The 15,838-nt window shown below is 57.9% G+C and carries 11 protein-coding genes, 3 tRNA genes and 1 pseudogene; 6 read left to right on the top strand and 9 right to left on the bottom strand.

What is annotated here, in order from left to right; translation table 11 throughout:
* Positions 1-1,435: pseudogene (locus ABYA88_RS07535) on the top strand (lysine decarboxylase); the annotation flags it as partial.
* Positions 1,436-1,492: 57 nt separating this feature from the next.
* Here the strand turns inward: ABYA88_RS07535 and ABYA88_RS07530 are convergent.
* The 9 genes from ABYA88_RS07530 to ABYA88_RS07490 all read right to left on the bottom strand — a co-directional run bounded on the left by ABYA88_RS07530 (position 1,493) and on the right by ABYA88_RS07490 (position 9,743).
* A complete protein-coding gene (locus ABYA88_RS07530; RefSeq protein ID WP_373186414.1) occupies positions 1,493-2,710 on the bottom strand; it encodes a BCCT family transporter in 1,218 nt (405 codons plus the stop codon).
* A gap of 157 nt (positions 2,711-2,867) precedes the next feature.
* Positions 2,868-4,550, bottom strand: a complete 1,683-nt coding sequence (betA, locus tag ABYA88_RS07525; protein ID WP_373186412.1) for a choline dehydrogenase — start codon at positions 4,548-4,550, stop codon at positions 2,868-2,870.
* A gap of 13 nt (positions 4,551-4,563) precedes the next feature.
* Positions 4,564-6,027: a betaine-aldehyde dehydrogenase gene (betB, locus tag ABYA88_RS07520; RefSeq protein WP_373186411.1), complete on the bottom strand. Its 1,464-nt coding sequence runs from the start codon at positions 6,025-6,027 to the stop codon at positions 4,564-4,566.
* Positions 6,028-6,034: 7 nt separating this feature from the next.
* A complete protein-coding gene (gene betI, locus ABYA88_RS07515; RefSeq protein WP_373186409.1) occupies positions 6,035-6,643 on the bottom strand; it encodes a transcriptional regulator BetI in 609 nt (202 codons plus the stop codon).
* Between the two features lie 199 nt (positions 6,644-6,842).
* Positions 6,843-6,918 (bottom strand) — tRNA-Ala (locus ABYA88_RS07510).
* A gap of 43 nt (positions 6,919-6,961) precedes the next feature.
* Positions 6,962-7,037 (bottom strand) — tRNA-Glu (locus tag ABYA88_RS07505).
* A 74-nt stretch (positions 7,038-7,111) separates the two neighbouring features.
* Positions 7,112-7,187, bottom strand: a tRNA-Ala gene (locus tag ABYA88_RS07500).
* Between the two features lie 82 nt (positions 7,188-7,269).
* Entirely contained in the window at positions 7,270-8,739 is a 1,470-nt protein-coding gene (gltX, locus tag ABYA88_RS07495; protein WP_373186407.1) for a glutamate--tRNA ligase, read from the bottom strand.
* A gap of 56 nt (positions 8,740-8,795) precedes the next feature.
* On the bottom strand, positions 8,796-9,743 hold the full coding sequence (locus ABYA88_RS07490) for a LysR family transcriptional regulator (RefSeq protein WP_373186406.1): 948 nt from the start codon (positions 9,741-9,743) through the stop codon (positions 8,796-8,798).
* Between the two features lie 106 nt (positions 9,744-9,849).
* On the opposite strand from ABYA88_RS07490, the gene ABYA88_RS07485 reads away from it, so the two are divergent.
* The 5 genes from ABYA88_RS07485 (at position 9,850) to ABYA88_RS07465 (ending at position 15,356) form a co-directional block, all read left to right on the top strand.
* Complete coding sequence (locus ABYA88_RS07485; protein WP_373186405.1) at positions 9,850-10,881, top strand: efflux RND transporter periplasmic adaptor subunit; 1,032 nt, start codon at positions 9,850-9,852, stop codon at positions 10,879-10,881.
* The gene (locus ABYA88_RS07480) at positions 10,874-12,418 is read left to right on the top strand and encodes a DHA2 family efflux MFS transporter permease subunit (protein WP_373186404.1); all 1,545 of its coding nucleotides are present in this window, start codon (positions 10,874-10,876) and stop codon (positions 12,416-12,418) included. The genes ABYA88_RS07485 and ABYA88_RS07480 overlap by 8 nt, the downstream gene beginning before the upstream one ends.
* A 105-nt stretch (positions 12,419-12,523) precedes the next feature.
* On the top strand, positions 12,524-13,807 hold the full coding sequence (locus ABYA88_RS07475; protein WP_373186403.1) for an NAD(P)/FAD-dependent oxidoreductase: 1,284 nt from the start codon (positions 12,524-12,526) through the stop codon (positions 13,805-13,807).
* A gap of 186 nt (positions 13,808-13,993) precedes the next feature.
* Positions 13,994-14,404 (top strand): PA2779 family protein, encoded by a 411-nt coding sequence (locus ABYA88_RS07470; RefSeq protein ID WP_373186401.1) that lies wholly within the window; start codon positions 13,994-13,996, stop codon positions 14,402-14,404.
* 4 nt (positions 14,405-14,408) lie between these two features.
* Positions 14,409-15,356: a PA2778 family cysteine peptidase gene (locus ABYA88_RS07465; protein ID WP_373186400.1), complete on the top strand. Its 948-nt coding sequence runs from the start codon at positions 14,409-14,411 to the stop codon at positions 15,354-15,356.
* Positions 15,357-15,838 lie beyond the last annotated feature (482 nt).

The following is a 15,838-nucleotide window of genomic DNA, read 5'->3' as shown; positions in this document are numbered from 1 at the left end:
TCCGATCTATCTCACCGGCTCGCGCAACGATTACGGCATCATCGGGCCCATCAGCCTGGAGTCCTTTGCGCCGGACAACCTGCAGCGGCGCATTGCAGAACATCCCTTGCTGCAGGGCCGTGAAGCCAAGATCCGCCTTGCCGTGCTGACCAACTCTACCTACGACGGCCTGTGCTACAACGCGGAGCTGATCAAGGACGAACTGGAGGACGCTGTCGATGTACTGCACTTTGACGAAGCCTGGTACGGTTATGCCGCGTTCCATGAGTTCTACGCTGGCCGTCATGGCATGGGCAGCAAGCGCGGTTTCGAGCGGGCAAAACATCCGCTGGTTTTCGCCACCCAGTCACCGCACAAGGTGCTCGCGGCGATGTCCCAGGCGTCGATCATCCTGGCCGAGAATAGCGTTGATCAGCAACTGGACCTGGATCGCTTCAACGAAGCCTTCATGATGCACACCTCGACCTCTCCGCACTATGGCATCATCGCCTCGATAGACGTCTCCACCGGCATGATGGCCGGTGAGCCCGGGCGCTCACTGGTGCAGGAAACCCTCGACGAAGCACTCTCGTTCCGCCGCGCGATGCAACAAACCGCAGAACGGCTGGACGAGGATCAGTGGTGGTTCGATGTGTGGGAACCTGAAGATGCGCTGGAATCCGACTCACTTGAGCCCGCTGACTGGACGCTCGATGCCGGTGAAGCCTGGCATGGCTTCGGCGCGATGGCCGATGACTATGCCCTGCTCGACCCGATCAAGGTCACATTGCTGACACCCGGAGTCGAAGAGCACGGACGCCTGGCCAAGAGCGGCATCCCCGCGGCCGTAGTGACGCGGTTCCTGGCTGAACGCGGCCTGGTAGTGGAGAAAACCGGCCTGTATTCCTTTCTGATCCTGTTCTCGCTGGGCATCACCAAGGGCAAATGGAGCACCCTGGTATCCGAACTGCAAGAGTTCAAACGCCTGTATGACAGCAATGCGCCATTGGCCACTACATTGCCGAGTGTGGCGGCGACCGGGCACTACCGCGGCCTGGGTCTGCGCGAGCTGTGTGAGCAACTGCATGGTTTCTACAAGGAACAGCGTATGGTGCGCACGCTGCGGCATATCTACACCGAGCTGCCGGAGATGGTGGTGCGACCCGCCGATGCGTACCAGCAGATGGTACGCGGGCAGGTGGAAACGGTTCCTGTGGCTCTGCTCGCCGGCCGCATCAGTGCAGTGATGCTGGTGCCCTACCCGCCGGGCATCCCGGTGATCATGCCCGGAGAGCGCTTTCCGTCAGACAGCAGCGCTATTACCGACTTTCTGGGGATAGCGCAGCGCCAGGATGCCCGCTTTCCAGGATTTGAAAGTGATATCCATGGCCTGCGTCATATCCAGCAGGAAGACGGCAGTCAAACGTTCCATGTCGATTGTCTGAAGAACAATTGATTCTAAGCGCGTATGTCCCGGCATGATCGTGGCTGCGATCATGCCGGCAAACGATGGTCAGAGACTGCTTTCGAGCTTGCCGAAATCCAGCTTGTTGTCCGGTGGCGAACTGTCGATAGCCATTACCACATCACGCTTGTTTGTCAGAATATAGGCAAAGCAGGCCAGATACATCGCAATGACCAGCGCGCCGACCCATTGGATCTGCAGAAAGTCGAGCTGAAACAGCACAGTCAGGCCGCACATCAGCATAAAGTTGCCAATGAAATACTTGCCCTTGCCCGTACGCTCGGCCGTCAGACTGAGATTCTCACTGTAAAGACGTATCAGCGAATCCAGCGAGTTGATTACCATCAGGATACCCACGCTGATCATGGCCAGGTTCACCGCTGTGCTGATTTCCAGTTCCTCGGCATGGTAGTAGTACAGAACCGAAAACCAGGTACCAATTGCAACCGACGGAAAGACCAGCATGGCAAGCATCAACTGCCAGGTCCGCAGCCCGCTGACGAAGCGTGCAGTGAACTGGCCAATCATGATGCTCCAGGCAAACCACCAGAACAGATAGAACTCGTGGTAATCATTCAACGGCAGCATGAACTGATGCAGATTGGTGAAATACTCGCCGATCAGGCCCGCGATACCGAAGAAATCACCCACGGTGCCGTCACCCAGCATAAAGGCATCGGTCCACATGGTCGCGATCAGCAACATGAACAGCAGGGATGAACCAACGCTGAGAATACGCACGTATTTGATCTTGCTGCTGGAATACACTGCCGCAGCGATGGCGGCGATTACGATCAGATAGAAGACCGGCAATACGGCCTCACCATCGCCCAGATCCGGCAGATACCACGGCAGATTCACCAGCAACAAAAACGCGGTAAAGGCGCAAGTACCAATAATGACCGCATTGTTGACGAACTTGACCAGGGGTATCTCAAAGAATCTGACCCGCGGCTCGATCATGCAGAAGTAAAAGCACGTGAGAAAATAGAATCCCCAGATCAGGAAGCCCCAGAACCCGAACTCGATTGCCAGGGGGTTGGCAAAATTGTATTCGGGGCTGGCCGCCAGATCAGCGTAACTGGCGAACTCGGTCAGTGGAAACATGATCAGACCCACGTCCAGGCCCGAGGTAAACAGGATAGCGACAAAGGTCAGAACCGGTATCGGCGTTACCCCGATACACCGGGTGTTCCACCATTTACATAGTACAAACACGATTGCAGCAAAAGTGAATAACAGTCCTGCAGATAGCCAGAGTGTCATGGGATTGCCTTTTCTGGTTCGATTCGGACAAACCTCCGCAAATTAGCGGCCCAGGGCTTGAGTATCTGTCGCTTGCAGGAATTGATGCGCTGCATGTGTCAATACTCAAAACCTGGTGGTTTGCATGACGGGCAGGTGCAGCCTGCCCCGTACTTGCTTAGGTAACGCTACGCATTGCCTGCCCTGCTCTTTGGCGTGTTCGCCAGTAATCGTCCAGTGCCACATCGGCCCTGATCGGTGTCAGCGGCTCCCTGCCCCTGATCAGATCCGCTGCCCGCTCGGCCAGCATGATGGTTGGCGCATTGAGATTGCCGTTGGGAATCACCGGGAAGACTGAAGAATCTACGACACGCAATCCCTTGATGCCGTGCACGCGGGTTTGCGGGTCGACGACGGATAATGCGTCGCTACCCATTTTGCAGGAGCATGAGGGGTGATAGGCGCTCTCGACCGCACCGCGGACAAAAGCATCGATCTGCTCATCAGTCTGCACGTCCAGCCCCGGCTGGATTTCTTCGCCACGGTAAGGATCCATTGCAGCCTGACCAATGATCTCGCGCGACAGGCGAACGCAATCGCGGAATCCCTCACGATCCGCCACATGCTGCAGATAATTGAAAATAATCTCGGGCGGCTGACGCGGGTCGCTGGAGCGCACATGCACATGGCCACGGCTCAGGGGTTTGTTGTGGCCTACATGCAACTGGAAACCATCGCCATCGAAGGCCTCACGGCCGTCGTAGCGCATGGCCGCGGGTAAAAAGTGATATTGAATATCCGGCCACTCGACACCTGCCTTGGAACGAATAAAACCACAGGACTCGAAATGGTTGGTAGCACCCAGACCGTCCTTGCGCAGCAGCCAGCGCACGCCGATCTTCAATTTGCTCCACCAGTCGAGCTTGCGGTTGAGCGAAACCGGCTGTTTGCAGCGGAACTGGAAGTAAAACTCCAGATGGTCCTGCAGATTCTCGCCAACGCCGGGCAACTCATGTACCAGTGCGATACCCGCCTTTTCCAGCACCCGGGAATTGCCGATACCGGAAAGCTGTAAAAGATGCGGTGAACCGATGGAACCGGCGGACAGAATGACCTCGTGGGTTGCTTTCGCACTGCCAAGCTTGCCATTCTTTTCGTATTCCACACCGACGGCGGTCTTGTCCTTCAGCAATATCCTGTGCACCAGCGCGCCGGTGACCACAGTCAGATTGTCCCGTTCCATGGCCGGGCGCAGATAAGCATTGGCGGTGGAGCAGCGCCGGCCTTCGCGCACCGTCATATGCATCGCACCAAAGCCTTCCTGTTGCTCACCGTTGTAATCCTCGGTAGCCGGATAGCCTGCCTCGACGCCGGCATCGATAAACGCCTGGTACAGCGGATTCTGCATCTGGTTGCCATTATTGACGCCCAACGGCCCCTGGTCGCCTCGATAGGTATCGCCGCCAAAGGCCCAGGTTTCAGCCTTGCGGAAGTACGGCAGACAATCCTGATAACTCCAACCCTCGGCGCCAGCCTCTACCCACTGATCAAAATCGAGGGCGTGACCGCGCACGTAGACCATGCCGTTGATTGAGGACGAGCCGCCCAGCACCTTGCCGCGCGGGCAATGCATGCGGCGGCCATCCAGATACGGCTCGGGCTGGGTTTCAAACTGCCAGTTATATTTAGGGGTGTTCATCGGGATCGACAGTGCGGTGGGCATCTGGATGAAGATGCTCTTGTCACTGCCGCCGGTCTCGAGCAGCAGCACGTTATGCTTGCCGTCTTCAGTCAGACGCGCGGCGAGGACACAACCGGCCGAACCGGCGCCGACAATGATGTAATCGTAGTTCTGTTGCATATTCAGCTCCCCGTCAGAACGGGCTTTCCAGATCCTGCATGCCAACATAGACAGACTTGATCTGGGTATAGTGATCCAGCGTGATACGGCCATTCTCACGGCCAATGCCGGACAACTTGTAACCACCTACCGGCATTTCCGCCGGGGAAGCTCCGTATGCATTAATCCAGCAGATACCCGCCTGGATCTGGTGAATCACCCGGTGTGCGCGGCGAATATCGCGGGTGAACACCCCGGCTGCCAGCCCGGTTTCGGTGGCGTTGGCGCGACGGATGACCTCGTCTTCGTCACTGAAGGTCAGCAACGACATGACGGGTCCGAAAATTTCCTCGCGGCAGATAGTCATTTCGTCGGTGCAGTCAGTGAAAATGGTCGGCTCAACAAAGAATCCGTTTTCAGCCCCGGCCGGCTGTGCACTCTTGCCACCACAGGCCAGCCTTGCACCTCCGGCAATACCCTGCTCGATATATCCGAGCACCAGCTCCCTGTGCGTCTGCGAAATCAAGGCGCCAAAGTTGGTCTGCGGATCCATCGGATCGCCCATGCGGATATTGTTTCTGGTGCGCTCAAGAAGCTGTTTCATGAATGCCGGATAAATATCCTGATGAACAAACACGCGTGTACCGTTGGTGCAGATTTCGCCCTGCGTATAGAAATTGCCAAGCATCGCGGCCGACACGGCATTGTCGATATCGGCGTCCTCGAACACGATCAGGGGGGACTTGCCACCCAGCTCCATCGTCACATCCTTGAGGGTGGTGGCCGCAGCGCCCATGACCTTCTTGCCGGTACCCACCTCTCCGGTAAACGACACCTTGGCAATGTCCGGATGATGCGTCAGCCAGGTGCCGACACGACCATCGCCCTGTACCACATTGAACACACCAGCGGGGACGCCAGCTTCGTGGTAGATCTCCGCCAGTTTGAGTGCGCCTAGTGGCGTTTCTTCCGAAGGCTTGAAGATCATGCTGTTGCCGCAGGCCAGGGCCGGCGCGGACTTCCAGCAGGCAATCTGCAGCGGATAGTTCCAGGCCCCGATACCGGCGCAGATACCCAATGGCTCGCGGCGGGTGTAGTAGAAATCGCCCCCCAGATCCTGCTGGTTACCTTCGATGGAAGGCGCCAGGCCGGCAAAAAACTCGATGGCATCGGCACCGGTCACCACATCGACCGCAACCGCCTCTTGCCAGGGCTTGCCGGTATCCTGCACTTCAATCGCAGCCAGCTCGTCGTTGCGCTCGCGCAGCAAGGCTACCGCACGCAGCAGTATGCGACTGCGCTGGATGCCAGTCATGGCAGACCACTGGGCGAAACCGGCAGCGGCACTGTCGATGGCCGCCCGCTGAATCGATTGGTCTGCCACCTCCATCTCGTAGATCACCTGACCGGTGCCCGGATTGATCACCGGGAAGGTTTCACCGCTGTCGTTGGCCATGAAACGGCCGTCAACGAAGTTCTGGTAGCGTGGTACTGACATTGATCGGTTAAACCTCATCTATGGAGTTGTCTGACTGCTTCAACACGTCCAGCACAAAGCGCTTGCACAGCGACTCACCGATGGTGAAGCTCTGCTGCGGATTCAAACTCAGCGCGCTGCGAAGCCAGAAGCCATCGATCATTGCCGCGCTCTGGCGTGCTGCGTTTGTCGCCGCATCAGGCGACAGCATCTGGGCGAACGAATAGCGCAGATTGCTGTAAAGCCGCGCATTGTTTATCTGCTGCAGTCGCCTGAAGCCCGGCTCGTGCATCGAGCGCGCCCAGAAACTGAGCCAGGTTCTGCTGGCCAGATCCGAGCGCTGAAATTCGGTAAAATTGGCTTCGACGATGCACAGGAGTCGTTGCCGCGGTGAGCCATCGGTCGCCTTGATCCGCTCGCCGAAATCCTTGCCCAACTGTTCGAGCAAATAGCGCAGCGCCGCCTCGATCAAACCCTGCTTACCCGCAAAGTAATGGCTGATAATTCCCGAAGACATACCGGCGCGCCGGCTAATCGTGACGATCGTAGTGTTCTGCAAGCCCAGCTCGGCAATCGACTCGAGCGTCGCTTGAATCAGTTGCTGTTTACGTGTGTCTTTCATTCCGACTTTAGGCATGTTTTTTTCTTAATTGAACGTTCAATTAACAAAAACAATACCGAAAGACTGCAGGCATTGCAACTGCGGAATCGACCTTCGGTTACAAGAACAAAAGAATCACAGGGCTTCTTGAAGGGCTGCACGAAGAGATAAGGAGAGGTCGCAGAGAAATTCAGAACAAAAAAAAGGGCCGACAATCAATGTCGGCCCTTGGTAATGGTGGAGCTATGCGGGATCGAACCGCAGACCTCCTGCATGCCATGCAGGCGCTCTCCCAGCTGAGCTATAGCCCCGTGGTCTTGCGACCCCGACACACAATGTGTGCCGGTCAAACAATGGCGTCCCCTAGGGGACTCGAACCCCTGTTACCGCCGTGAAAGGGCGGTGTCCTAGGCCACTAGACGAAGGGGACGCAAACCCTTCTCACAGAGACTGAAGCCTCGGTGCAGTGATAAAACAGGCCAACGCAGAGCGGTGACCAAAAAATGGTGGAGCTATGCGGGATCGAACCGCAGACCTCCTGCATGCCATGCAGGCGCTCTCCCAGCTGAGCTATAGCCCCGTCTCTAGGACGGGGCGCATATTATGATTCGTGCCCCGGCCTGTCAACAGAATTTTACGCAAAACAGAGACTTAAGCTCTTCTCAAGGAAGCAGCTTCTCCCACGCCTTGGCTTCCTTCTTTGACGTCCCGCCCAGCAGCTCCAGGGCCTGGCGCAGACGGAAACGCGTGAGGTCCGGCCCTAGGTGAGCCATTGCGTCCAGAACCGATACAGAAGCGGCCTGACCGGTAATGGCCGGAAACAGCAGCGGCATCAGATCGCGCAGTTTCAGCTGCAGCAGCTCGGCGATCTGCTGGATGCTCGCGGTAATATGTTCCTTGTCCCATTGCCGGGTGGCTTCCAGCTTCCAGAGCAGCAGCTGCAGCGCCTGGCGCACCTCGCCGGCAGACAGTTTTTTGTGCTCGAACAATGCTGGATCGGGGTTAACCTTACCGGCCAGGAAGAAACCGGCAAGCGGCACCAGATCGCTGAAAGTCTCTACCCGGCTCTGCACCAGCGGAATCATTGGCTTGAGATATTCAGGATTGAGCGCCCAGGTCTGTACTGCCTCGGCAAAGGCTTCGACTGACAGCTCACGGATCCACTGACCATTGAGCCAGGCCAGCTTCTCGACGTCGAAGATCGGCCCGCCCAGCGAAACCCGCTGGATGTCAAAATGCGCGACCATTTCATCCAGCGAGAATTTCTCGCTCTCGTCCGGCATCGACCATCCCATCCGGCCCAGATAGTTGAGCAGCGCCTGGGGCAGATAGCCCATGCGCTCGTAGAATGTGATGCTGGTCGGATTCTTGCGCTTGGACAGCTTGCTCTTGTCCGGGTTACGCAGCAGCGGCATGTGACACAGTTGCGGCATATCCCAGCCGAAATACTGATACAGCAGCATGTGCTTGGGCGCGGAATTGATCCACTCCTCACCGCGCAGCACGTGAGTGATACCCATCAGGTGGTCGTCCACCACGTTGGCCAGGTGGTAGGTGGGCAGGCCGTCGGCCTTCATCAACACCTGCATGTCGACCTGCTCCCAGGGAATCTCGACCTCGCCGCGCAGCATGTCCTGCACGCTACAGATGCCGGTATCGGGCACCTTCATGCGCACCACATGCGGCTCACCACTGGCTACTCGCTGACTCACTTCGGCTTCGGCAAGATGCAGGCAATGACCGTCGTAACCGGGAGTCTGCTTGTTGGCGGTCTGTTCGGCGCGCAGTATGTCGAGCCGCTCGCTGCTGCAGAAACAGCGGAAGGCATGACCTGCGCTGATCAGCTGCTCACTGTGCTTCACATAGATGTCACTGCGCTCGCTCTGCCGATAGGGACCGTGTGGACCACCAACGTCCGGACCCTCGTCCCACTCCAGGCCGAGCCAGCGCAGCGAATCGAGAATCTGCTTCTCCGACTCGGGGCTGGAGCGCACCTGATCGGTATCCTCTATACGCAGAATGAACTGACCGCCGTGCTGACGGGCGAAGCACTGGTTGAACAGTGCGATATAGGCCGTGCCCACATGGGGGTCGCCGGTGGGGGAAGGTGCGATTCGGGTACGGACGGTCATGAAATTTCTCGTGATGTTGGTTCGCGGGCGTCGATGTTCGGGCTCCGGAACAGCAGTCAGGGTTGCAGTTCGGCCTGCTCGGCTGCAGATAATATCAGGGGCTCGGCACCCGCCTCCACTTCAGCGCTCAGGTATTTCTCCAGACTCTCGATCATGAAGTCGATGAACGCCTTGACCTTCATCGCCTGGAAGCGACGCGAGGGATACAGTGCGTAGAGCTCGGTCGACGGCAGCACGACGTGCTCCAGCACTCGGCAAAGCAGGCCCTGCTCGACGTAGGGCTCGGCAATAAAAGCCGGCACGTTGATGATCCCGGCTCCGGCGATAGCCACTTCGCGGGCGAAAGTGATGTTGTTTGCAACCAGTACAGGCGTTACCTGAACACTGACATTCGGCTCGTTGAAATGCCACTTGCGGCCGCCATCCATCAGGGTATTGATGCAGCGATGGTGCGTCAGCTCCTCGGGTCGCTCGGGCATCCCGTACTGCGCGAGATATTCAGGGCTGGCAAACAGCTGTCGCGGACTGGTCATCATCGGCCGAGCCACCAGACTGGAATCCTGTAACCGTCCACGATGGATCACCACGTCGATACCCTCTTCGACCGGGTCAATGGTCCGCGTAGTGAGTTCGACCTCGACCTGAATAGCCGGGTACCTGCGCATGAACTCTCCCACTACACGACCGAGGAACAACTGCCCAAACTCGATCGGCGAACTGATCCGCAACAGGCCTGTGGGCTCGCTCTGCAACTGCATTATCGCCTGTTCGGCTTCGGCGAACTCCTGCATGATCTGGCGGCAGCGCTCGTAATAGGCCTGACCCACCTCGGTCAGCCGCAGTTTACGGGTGGTGCGGTTGAGCAGCCGCACGCCCAGCCGTTCCTCAAGCTGGGCAATACGGCGGCTGACCGTCGATTTCTGCATATTCAGCGTCAGCGCAGCGCTGGTAAAGCTGTGGCATTCCACCACGCGGGTGAAAATCAGCGCGTCATCTAATCCCATTTTTCACTGTTCCTGTGATGCAACAAAGTGTCCGGATTCTACCCCCTCTCTAGCGAGCTGCAACAGTGCTAGAGTGCTGGGCAAGAATAAAAAACAAGGAAAATGCATGTCTGCCCGGGTCCGCACGCGTCTGTTGCTCTTCTTCCTGGCGGCTGGTCTGATCGGCGCTGCGTTCTTCGCGAACTGGTGGCTGGTTGGCCGTCATTATCAAAGCACTGATAACGCCTATATCCACGCCGAAATTGCCCGCGTCAGCAGTCAGCTCGATGCCCAGGTCACCGAGGTACTGGTTGACGACAATCAGCTGGTGGCCGCCGGCGATCCGCTCGTGCGCCTCGACCCCCGCGATTTCGAGATCGCCCTCGCCCACGCTCGAGCCAACCTTGCAACACGCAGGGCAGAGCAGCGTGAAGCGCAGTCGCGCCTTGCCCAGCAGGACAGCCTGATCGCCGCTGCCCAGGCGGATGTCGAGGCGCGGCAGGCGGAGCAGAGGCGGATCCAGCTCGATATAGACCGCATCACGCCCCTGCGTCAGTCGGGTTTCGCCTCCGAGGAGCAGCTGAGTAACTTCCGCGCGCAGCTTGATGTGGCCAGGGCCCAGGTGCGCCGCGCGGCAGCCGATGCACGCACGCAGACACTGGCCAAGGACAGCCTGAACGCCGACGTCGCCCGGCTGGAGGCGATGGTCGCGGCCGCAGAGGCGGACATCCGCGGCGCCGAACTGGATCTGCAGCGTACCGAAATCCTCGCGCCGATAGCCGGGCGCGTCGGCCAACGCAGCGTGCGCGTCGGTCTCAATGCCCAGCGCGGCGCACACCTGCTGGCCCTGGTGCCACAACAGGCGTTATGGGTGCAAGCCAACTTCAAGGAAACCCAGATAGAAGGTATCCGCCCTGGCCAGGAGGCGGTGCTGACATTCGATGCCTTCCCCGGACAGGAGGTGCCCGGACGTATCGACAGCCTGTTTCCGGCTTCTGGCGCGCAGTTCAGCCTGCTGCCTCCGGACAACGCTACAGGCAATTTCACCAAGGTAGTCCAGCGCATCCCGGTGAAGATCCTGATTGATGATGAGCATCCTCTGAGCAGCAACCTGCGGCCAGGGATGTCGGCCGAGGTAAAGGTATCGCTGCGTGAGTGAGGCAGTCGCCGAACAAGCCATACCGCCACCGGGCAAACGCGAATGGATCGCCATCCTCAGCGCGATACTTGGTGCGTTCATGGCGATTCTGGACATCCAGATCATCAATTCGTCACTGCGTGATATCCAGGGCGCACTCTCGGCCACGATAGAGGAAGGCTCCTGGATATCCACGTCCTACCTGGTCGCCGAGATCATCATCATCCCGCTGGCGGCCTGGCTGACCATGGTTATGTCCGCACGGCGCTTCGCGGTGGTCATTTCCTCCTGTTTCGTACTGGCATCACTGCTCTGCTCTCTTGCGTGGAGCCTGGAGAGCATGGTGGTGTTCCGGGTGCTGCAGGGTCTCGCCGGGGGCGCACTGATCCCGTTCGCCTTCATGCTGGTGCTGACCAAGCTGCCGCAGTCAGACCGGCCCAAGGGTATGGCCATGTTCGCCATCACCGCAACCTTCGCTCCTTCAATCGGACCGACCATCGGAGGCTGGCTGACGCAGAACTTCGGCTGGGAATATATCTTCTACATCAACATCGCGCCCGGCCTCGTGATGATTGCCGGTTTGCTGTACGGGCTGGAGAAGGCAGCACCGCGCTGGGAACTGCTAAAGCAGGGTGACTACCTCGGCATCCTGACCATGGCATTGGGCCTCGGCTGCCTTCAGGTGTTTCTCGAGGAGGGCCATCGTGAGGACTGGCTCGAGTCCAGACTGATGCTGACCCTGGCGGTGATCGCGTTCATGAGCCTGGTCACCTTCATGATTCTGCAGCTGTCACGGCCCAACCCACTGATCAATCTGCGCCTGTTCAAGGAGCGCAATTTTCTCTTCGGCAGTCTGGCCAATATCGGACTGGGCGTTGGCCTGTACGGGACCGTTTTTGTGCTGCCGGTATATCTGGCGCAGATACAGGATTACAACGCGTTGCAGATCGGCCAGGTACTGATGTGGATGGGATTGCCGCAGCTGCTGATCATCCCTCTGGTGCCGCTGCTGATGCGTCACGTTGATGCACGCCTGATCTGCGCCACCGGGTTTTCCCTGTTCGCGTTCGCCAGCTTTTTCAGTGGCTCGCTTAGCCTGGACTTTGCCGGGGAGCAGTTCATCGGGATCCAGATCTTCCGCGCGATAGGCCAACCCATGGTGCTGGTACCCATGTCTATCCTGGCCACCGCAATGATTCCACCTTCCCAGGCCGGCTCAGCCTCCAGCCTGTATAACATCCTGCGCAACCTGGGTGGCGCCATCGGGATTGCCGCACTGGCAACCATCCTCGACAGCCGGGCCAAGTACTACTTCGATTTTCTTCGCGAATCGATTGTCCCGGGTAATCCGGCAGTGCAGGAGCGTCTGGACCTGCTGACAGAGCAGTTGGGCGACTCCCAGGCCGCTTTCATGGTCCTTAACAACCAGGTTCATCAGCAGGCCCAGATCATGGCCTATAACGACGCCTTCCACCTGATCGGCATCATGCTCGCTTGCTCGATGGTCTTCATATTACTGGTCCGCCCCCTCCCCCACGCCCCCCCAGCGGCCGCCTGAATGTTGTAATTTTTTTTGATCGGTCACTGGCTTTCATTCTGCTCAAACGCTAGCATCTGCCCACTAATGTAAAAAATATGCTACAAACTCGCAAAAGGGTGCCCCATGGCTCAGACCGACCATACATCATCGTATTACGCAGCTTCTGCCAATCCGACACCGGAGCGGCCTGCCCTGCAGGGCAGCCATGAAACCGATGTCTGTATCATCGGCGCGGGCTATACCGGGGTTTCCACCGCCCTCTTCCTGCTTGAGCATGGCTTCAAGGTCACTATTCTCGAAGCCGTCCGTGTAGGCTTTGGCGCCTCCGGCCGCAACGGCGGGCAAATCGTCAACAGTTACAGCCGTGATATTGACGTTATCGAACGCAATGTCGGTCAGCAGCAGGCCAGATTGCTCGGCGAAATGGCCTTCGAAGGCGCACGGATCATCCGCGACCGGGTAGCCAAATATGACATCCAGTGCGACCTGAAGGATGGTGGTGTGTTCGCGGCTGTGACCGCAAAACAGATGCAGCACCTGGAAACCCAGAAAGCACTGTGGGAGCGCTACGGTCATGAGCAGCTTGAGCTGATGGACGCCAAACGGATCCGCGAAGTAGTGGATACCGACCTCTATGTTGGCGGGATGCTCGATATGAGCGGCGGCCATATTCATCCGCTGAATCTGGTGCTCGGCGAGGCCGCAGCTGTGGAGTCTCTAGGAGGCATAATCCATGAACAGTCGCGGGTGACGCGGGTCGAGCAAGGCGCCAGACCGGTGGTGCATACCGACCAGGGCCAGGTGACCGCCGATTACGTCGTGGTCGCAGGTAATGCCTATCTCGGCGGCCTGATACCGCAACTGGAAGCCAAGTCCATGCCCTGCGGCACGCAAGTGATCACCACCGAACCCCTTGACGAGGCCCTGGCTAATTCGCTGTTGCCGCAGGATTACTGCGTCGAAGACTGCAACTACCTACTCGATTACTACCGCCTGTCCGCCGACAAGCGCCTGATCTTCGGGGGTGGCGTGGTCTATGGCGCGCGGGACCCGGCCAATGTCGAGGCCCTGGTGCGGCCGAACATGCTCAAAACATTCCCGCAGCTGAAAGATGTCAGGATCGATTACGCCTGGACCGGCAACTTTCTGCTGACCCTTTCGCGGCTACCTCAGGTCGGGCGTCTGGGCGACAACATTTACTACTCGCAGGGCTGCAGCGGACACGGAGTAACCTACACGCACCTAGCCGGCAGCATCCTGGCCGAAGCCATTCGCGGACAGGCCGAACGCTTCGACGCTTTTGCCAGCCTGCCGCATTATCCGTTCCCGGGCGGGCGCCTGTTCCGCGTGCCGTTCACTGCAATGGGCGCGATGTATTACAAGCTGCGCGACCGTCTGGGTTGGTAAATGCGTGAAACAGTTCACGCTTCGCCTCCCCCAAACGGAACTTGCCGGTAATTCTTCGCTCAATCTCACTATGGCATCTCTAAATAGGGAGTATGCTGCGGATGAGCGTCGAACATTCGGCGCTTTCGGGCGATCGCTTTGCACCATCGAACGCGCTAACCCCAAGATAATAACGAGGAATAAGCTATGACTTTTACCGCATCTACCAGACGTTTTCTCTCCATCATGCTGACCGCACTGTTCCTGCTCACTACCGTGACCAGCGTACATGCCCAGGCTTCGATGATCGGAACCCACGACGTAATCAATCAGGAACAGGCAAGCGTTGACCGCGAAGCACTCAAGGGCATGCTGTCTGATGAAGCCGTCCAGCAAAAAATCGCCTCGATGGGCGTTTCTCCAGAGCAGGTAGAACAGCGCATCAACAGCCTCACAGCCGATGAGCTTGCCTACTTCAACGCCCAGCTCGACGAAGCCCCAGCCGGTGCCGGCGGTGGCATTCTTGGTGTAATCGTGCTGTTCCTGGTGATCTTCATCATTACCGACCTGCTGTGCGCGACCAATGTTTACAAGTTCGTAAATTGCATCAATCGCTGATCCGGTGACTCGCCAAATTCACCTGATCGTACTGCTCGGGCTGACAGCATTGCTGTCAGCCTGCGCAGGGCGACCCGTCGCACTACCCCCACCTGAGGCGCTCGCTGACCTGTCCGCGCACCGCCATCTTGAACAGGTCCCTTTTTATGCGCAGGACGCCTATCAGTGCGGCCCTGCGGCGCTGGCGATGGTACTCAACCATCGCGGCAAACAAACCACTCCCGAAGCCCTGAAAGACCGCGTGTACATCCCCGAGCGCAAGGGCACGCTGCAGGTCGAACTGGTCGCAGCGGGACGCGAACGCGATTTACTGGTGTACCCGCTGGCAGGCAAGCTGGAAAACGTGATGGCCGAAGTGGACACTGGCAACCCGGTACTGGTCATGCAGAACCTGGCCTTCAACTGGCTGCCGCAATGGCACTATGCAGTAGTCATCGGCTATGACCTGGCCAGCAAGGAAATGATCGTGCACAGCGGTCTGAACAAGGCACGTCGTGAACCTTTCAAAGTGTTCATGCGCACCTGGGACAGGGCCGAACGCTGGGCCCTGGTCATGTTGCCACCAGGCCAGTTACCGGCCACTGCCGAGCCGCTGGCCTACCTGCGTGCCGCCAGTGATCTGGAGCAGACTGGCCGGCTCGACAGCGCCGCTCTCGCGTACCAGAGCGCAATGCAGCAGTGGCCAGACCAGGCGGCCGCCCCTTTTGGACTCGGCAACGTAGCCTGGGCCCAGGGACGTAAACAGGATGCCGTTGAGCATTTCCGCACTCTGGTCTCCCGGTTCCCAGGATTGCAAGCAGGCTGGAATAACCTAGCTGTCAGCCTCGAAGCGACCGATTGTCCCGTAGCCGCCCAGGCTGCCAGGGATTGCCTGGAGGCTTTGGATCCGGATTCTGCTACCACAACCCCCTCATCTGATGTCTCTCACTGCCCTGTCCCCGCCTGCCGCTGAGGCAGGCGCTGACAAACAGCACCTGTGAATATCCGCAAACAAACTTGAAACACCAATCACTGGGCCTTGCGGAATCAATTCCGTCAAGGGATACAAGTTTCATTGATAACCAAAAGAAGTTATTGCAGCGCAACTGAAAGTGTAATTTCTGCCCGCACGTCAACTATCAATCCCTGCTTATGCGAAGTGTGTCGCAGAACACCTTAAAGCCTTCACTCTATTCCGACACTGGTACGTCTCTTTTTTGAAATATGATAAACCCATAAATATCATGAATTTACATGGATTTATTGATTATTTAAGAGACGCAATGGGCCAGCATTTCGCCAGCACCTCAGTAACCGACATTTTTTTGACGCCTTTTTTGCTCCCAAAATTTAATTACCCATAAAGCTAAACAGTTCACAGTTTATCGTCTTGCTACCCCTGTTACGCAAGACTAGGATACACCCCGATCAGACAAGCAATGCGCAACTTATTGC

This window comes from Halopseudomonas sp. (assembly GCF_041579695.1).
Classification (GTDB): domain Bacteria; phylum Pseudomonadota; class Gammaproteobacteria; order Pseudomonadales; family Pseudomonadaceae; genus Halopseudomonas.
This window is presented reverse-complemented; position numbering and strand designations above follow the sequence as displayed.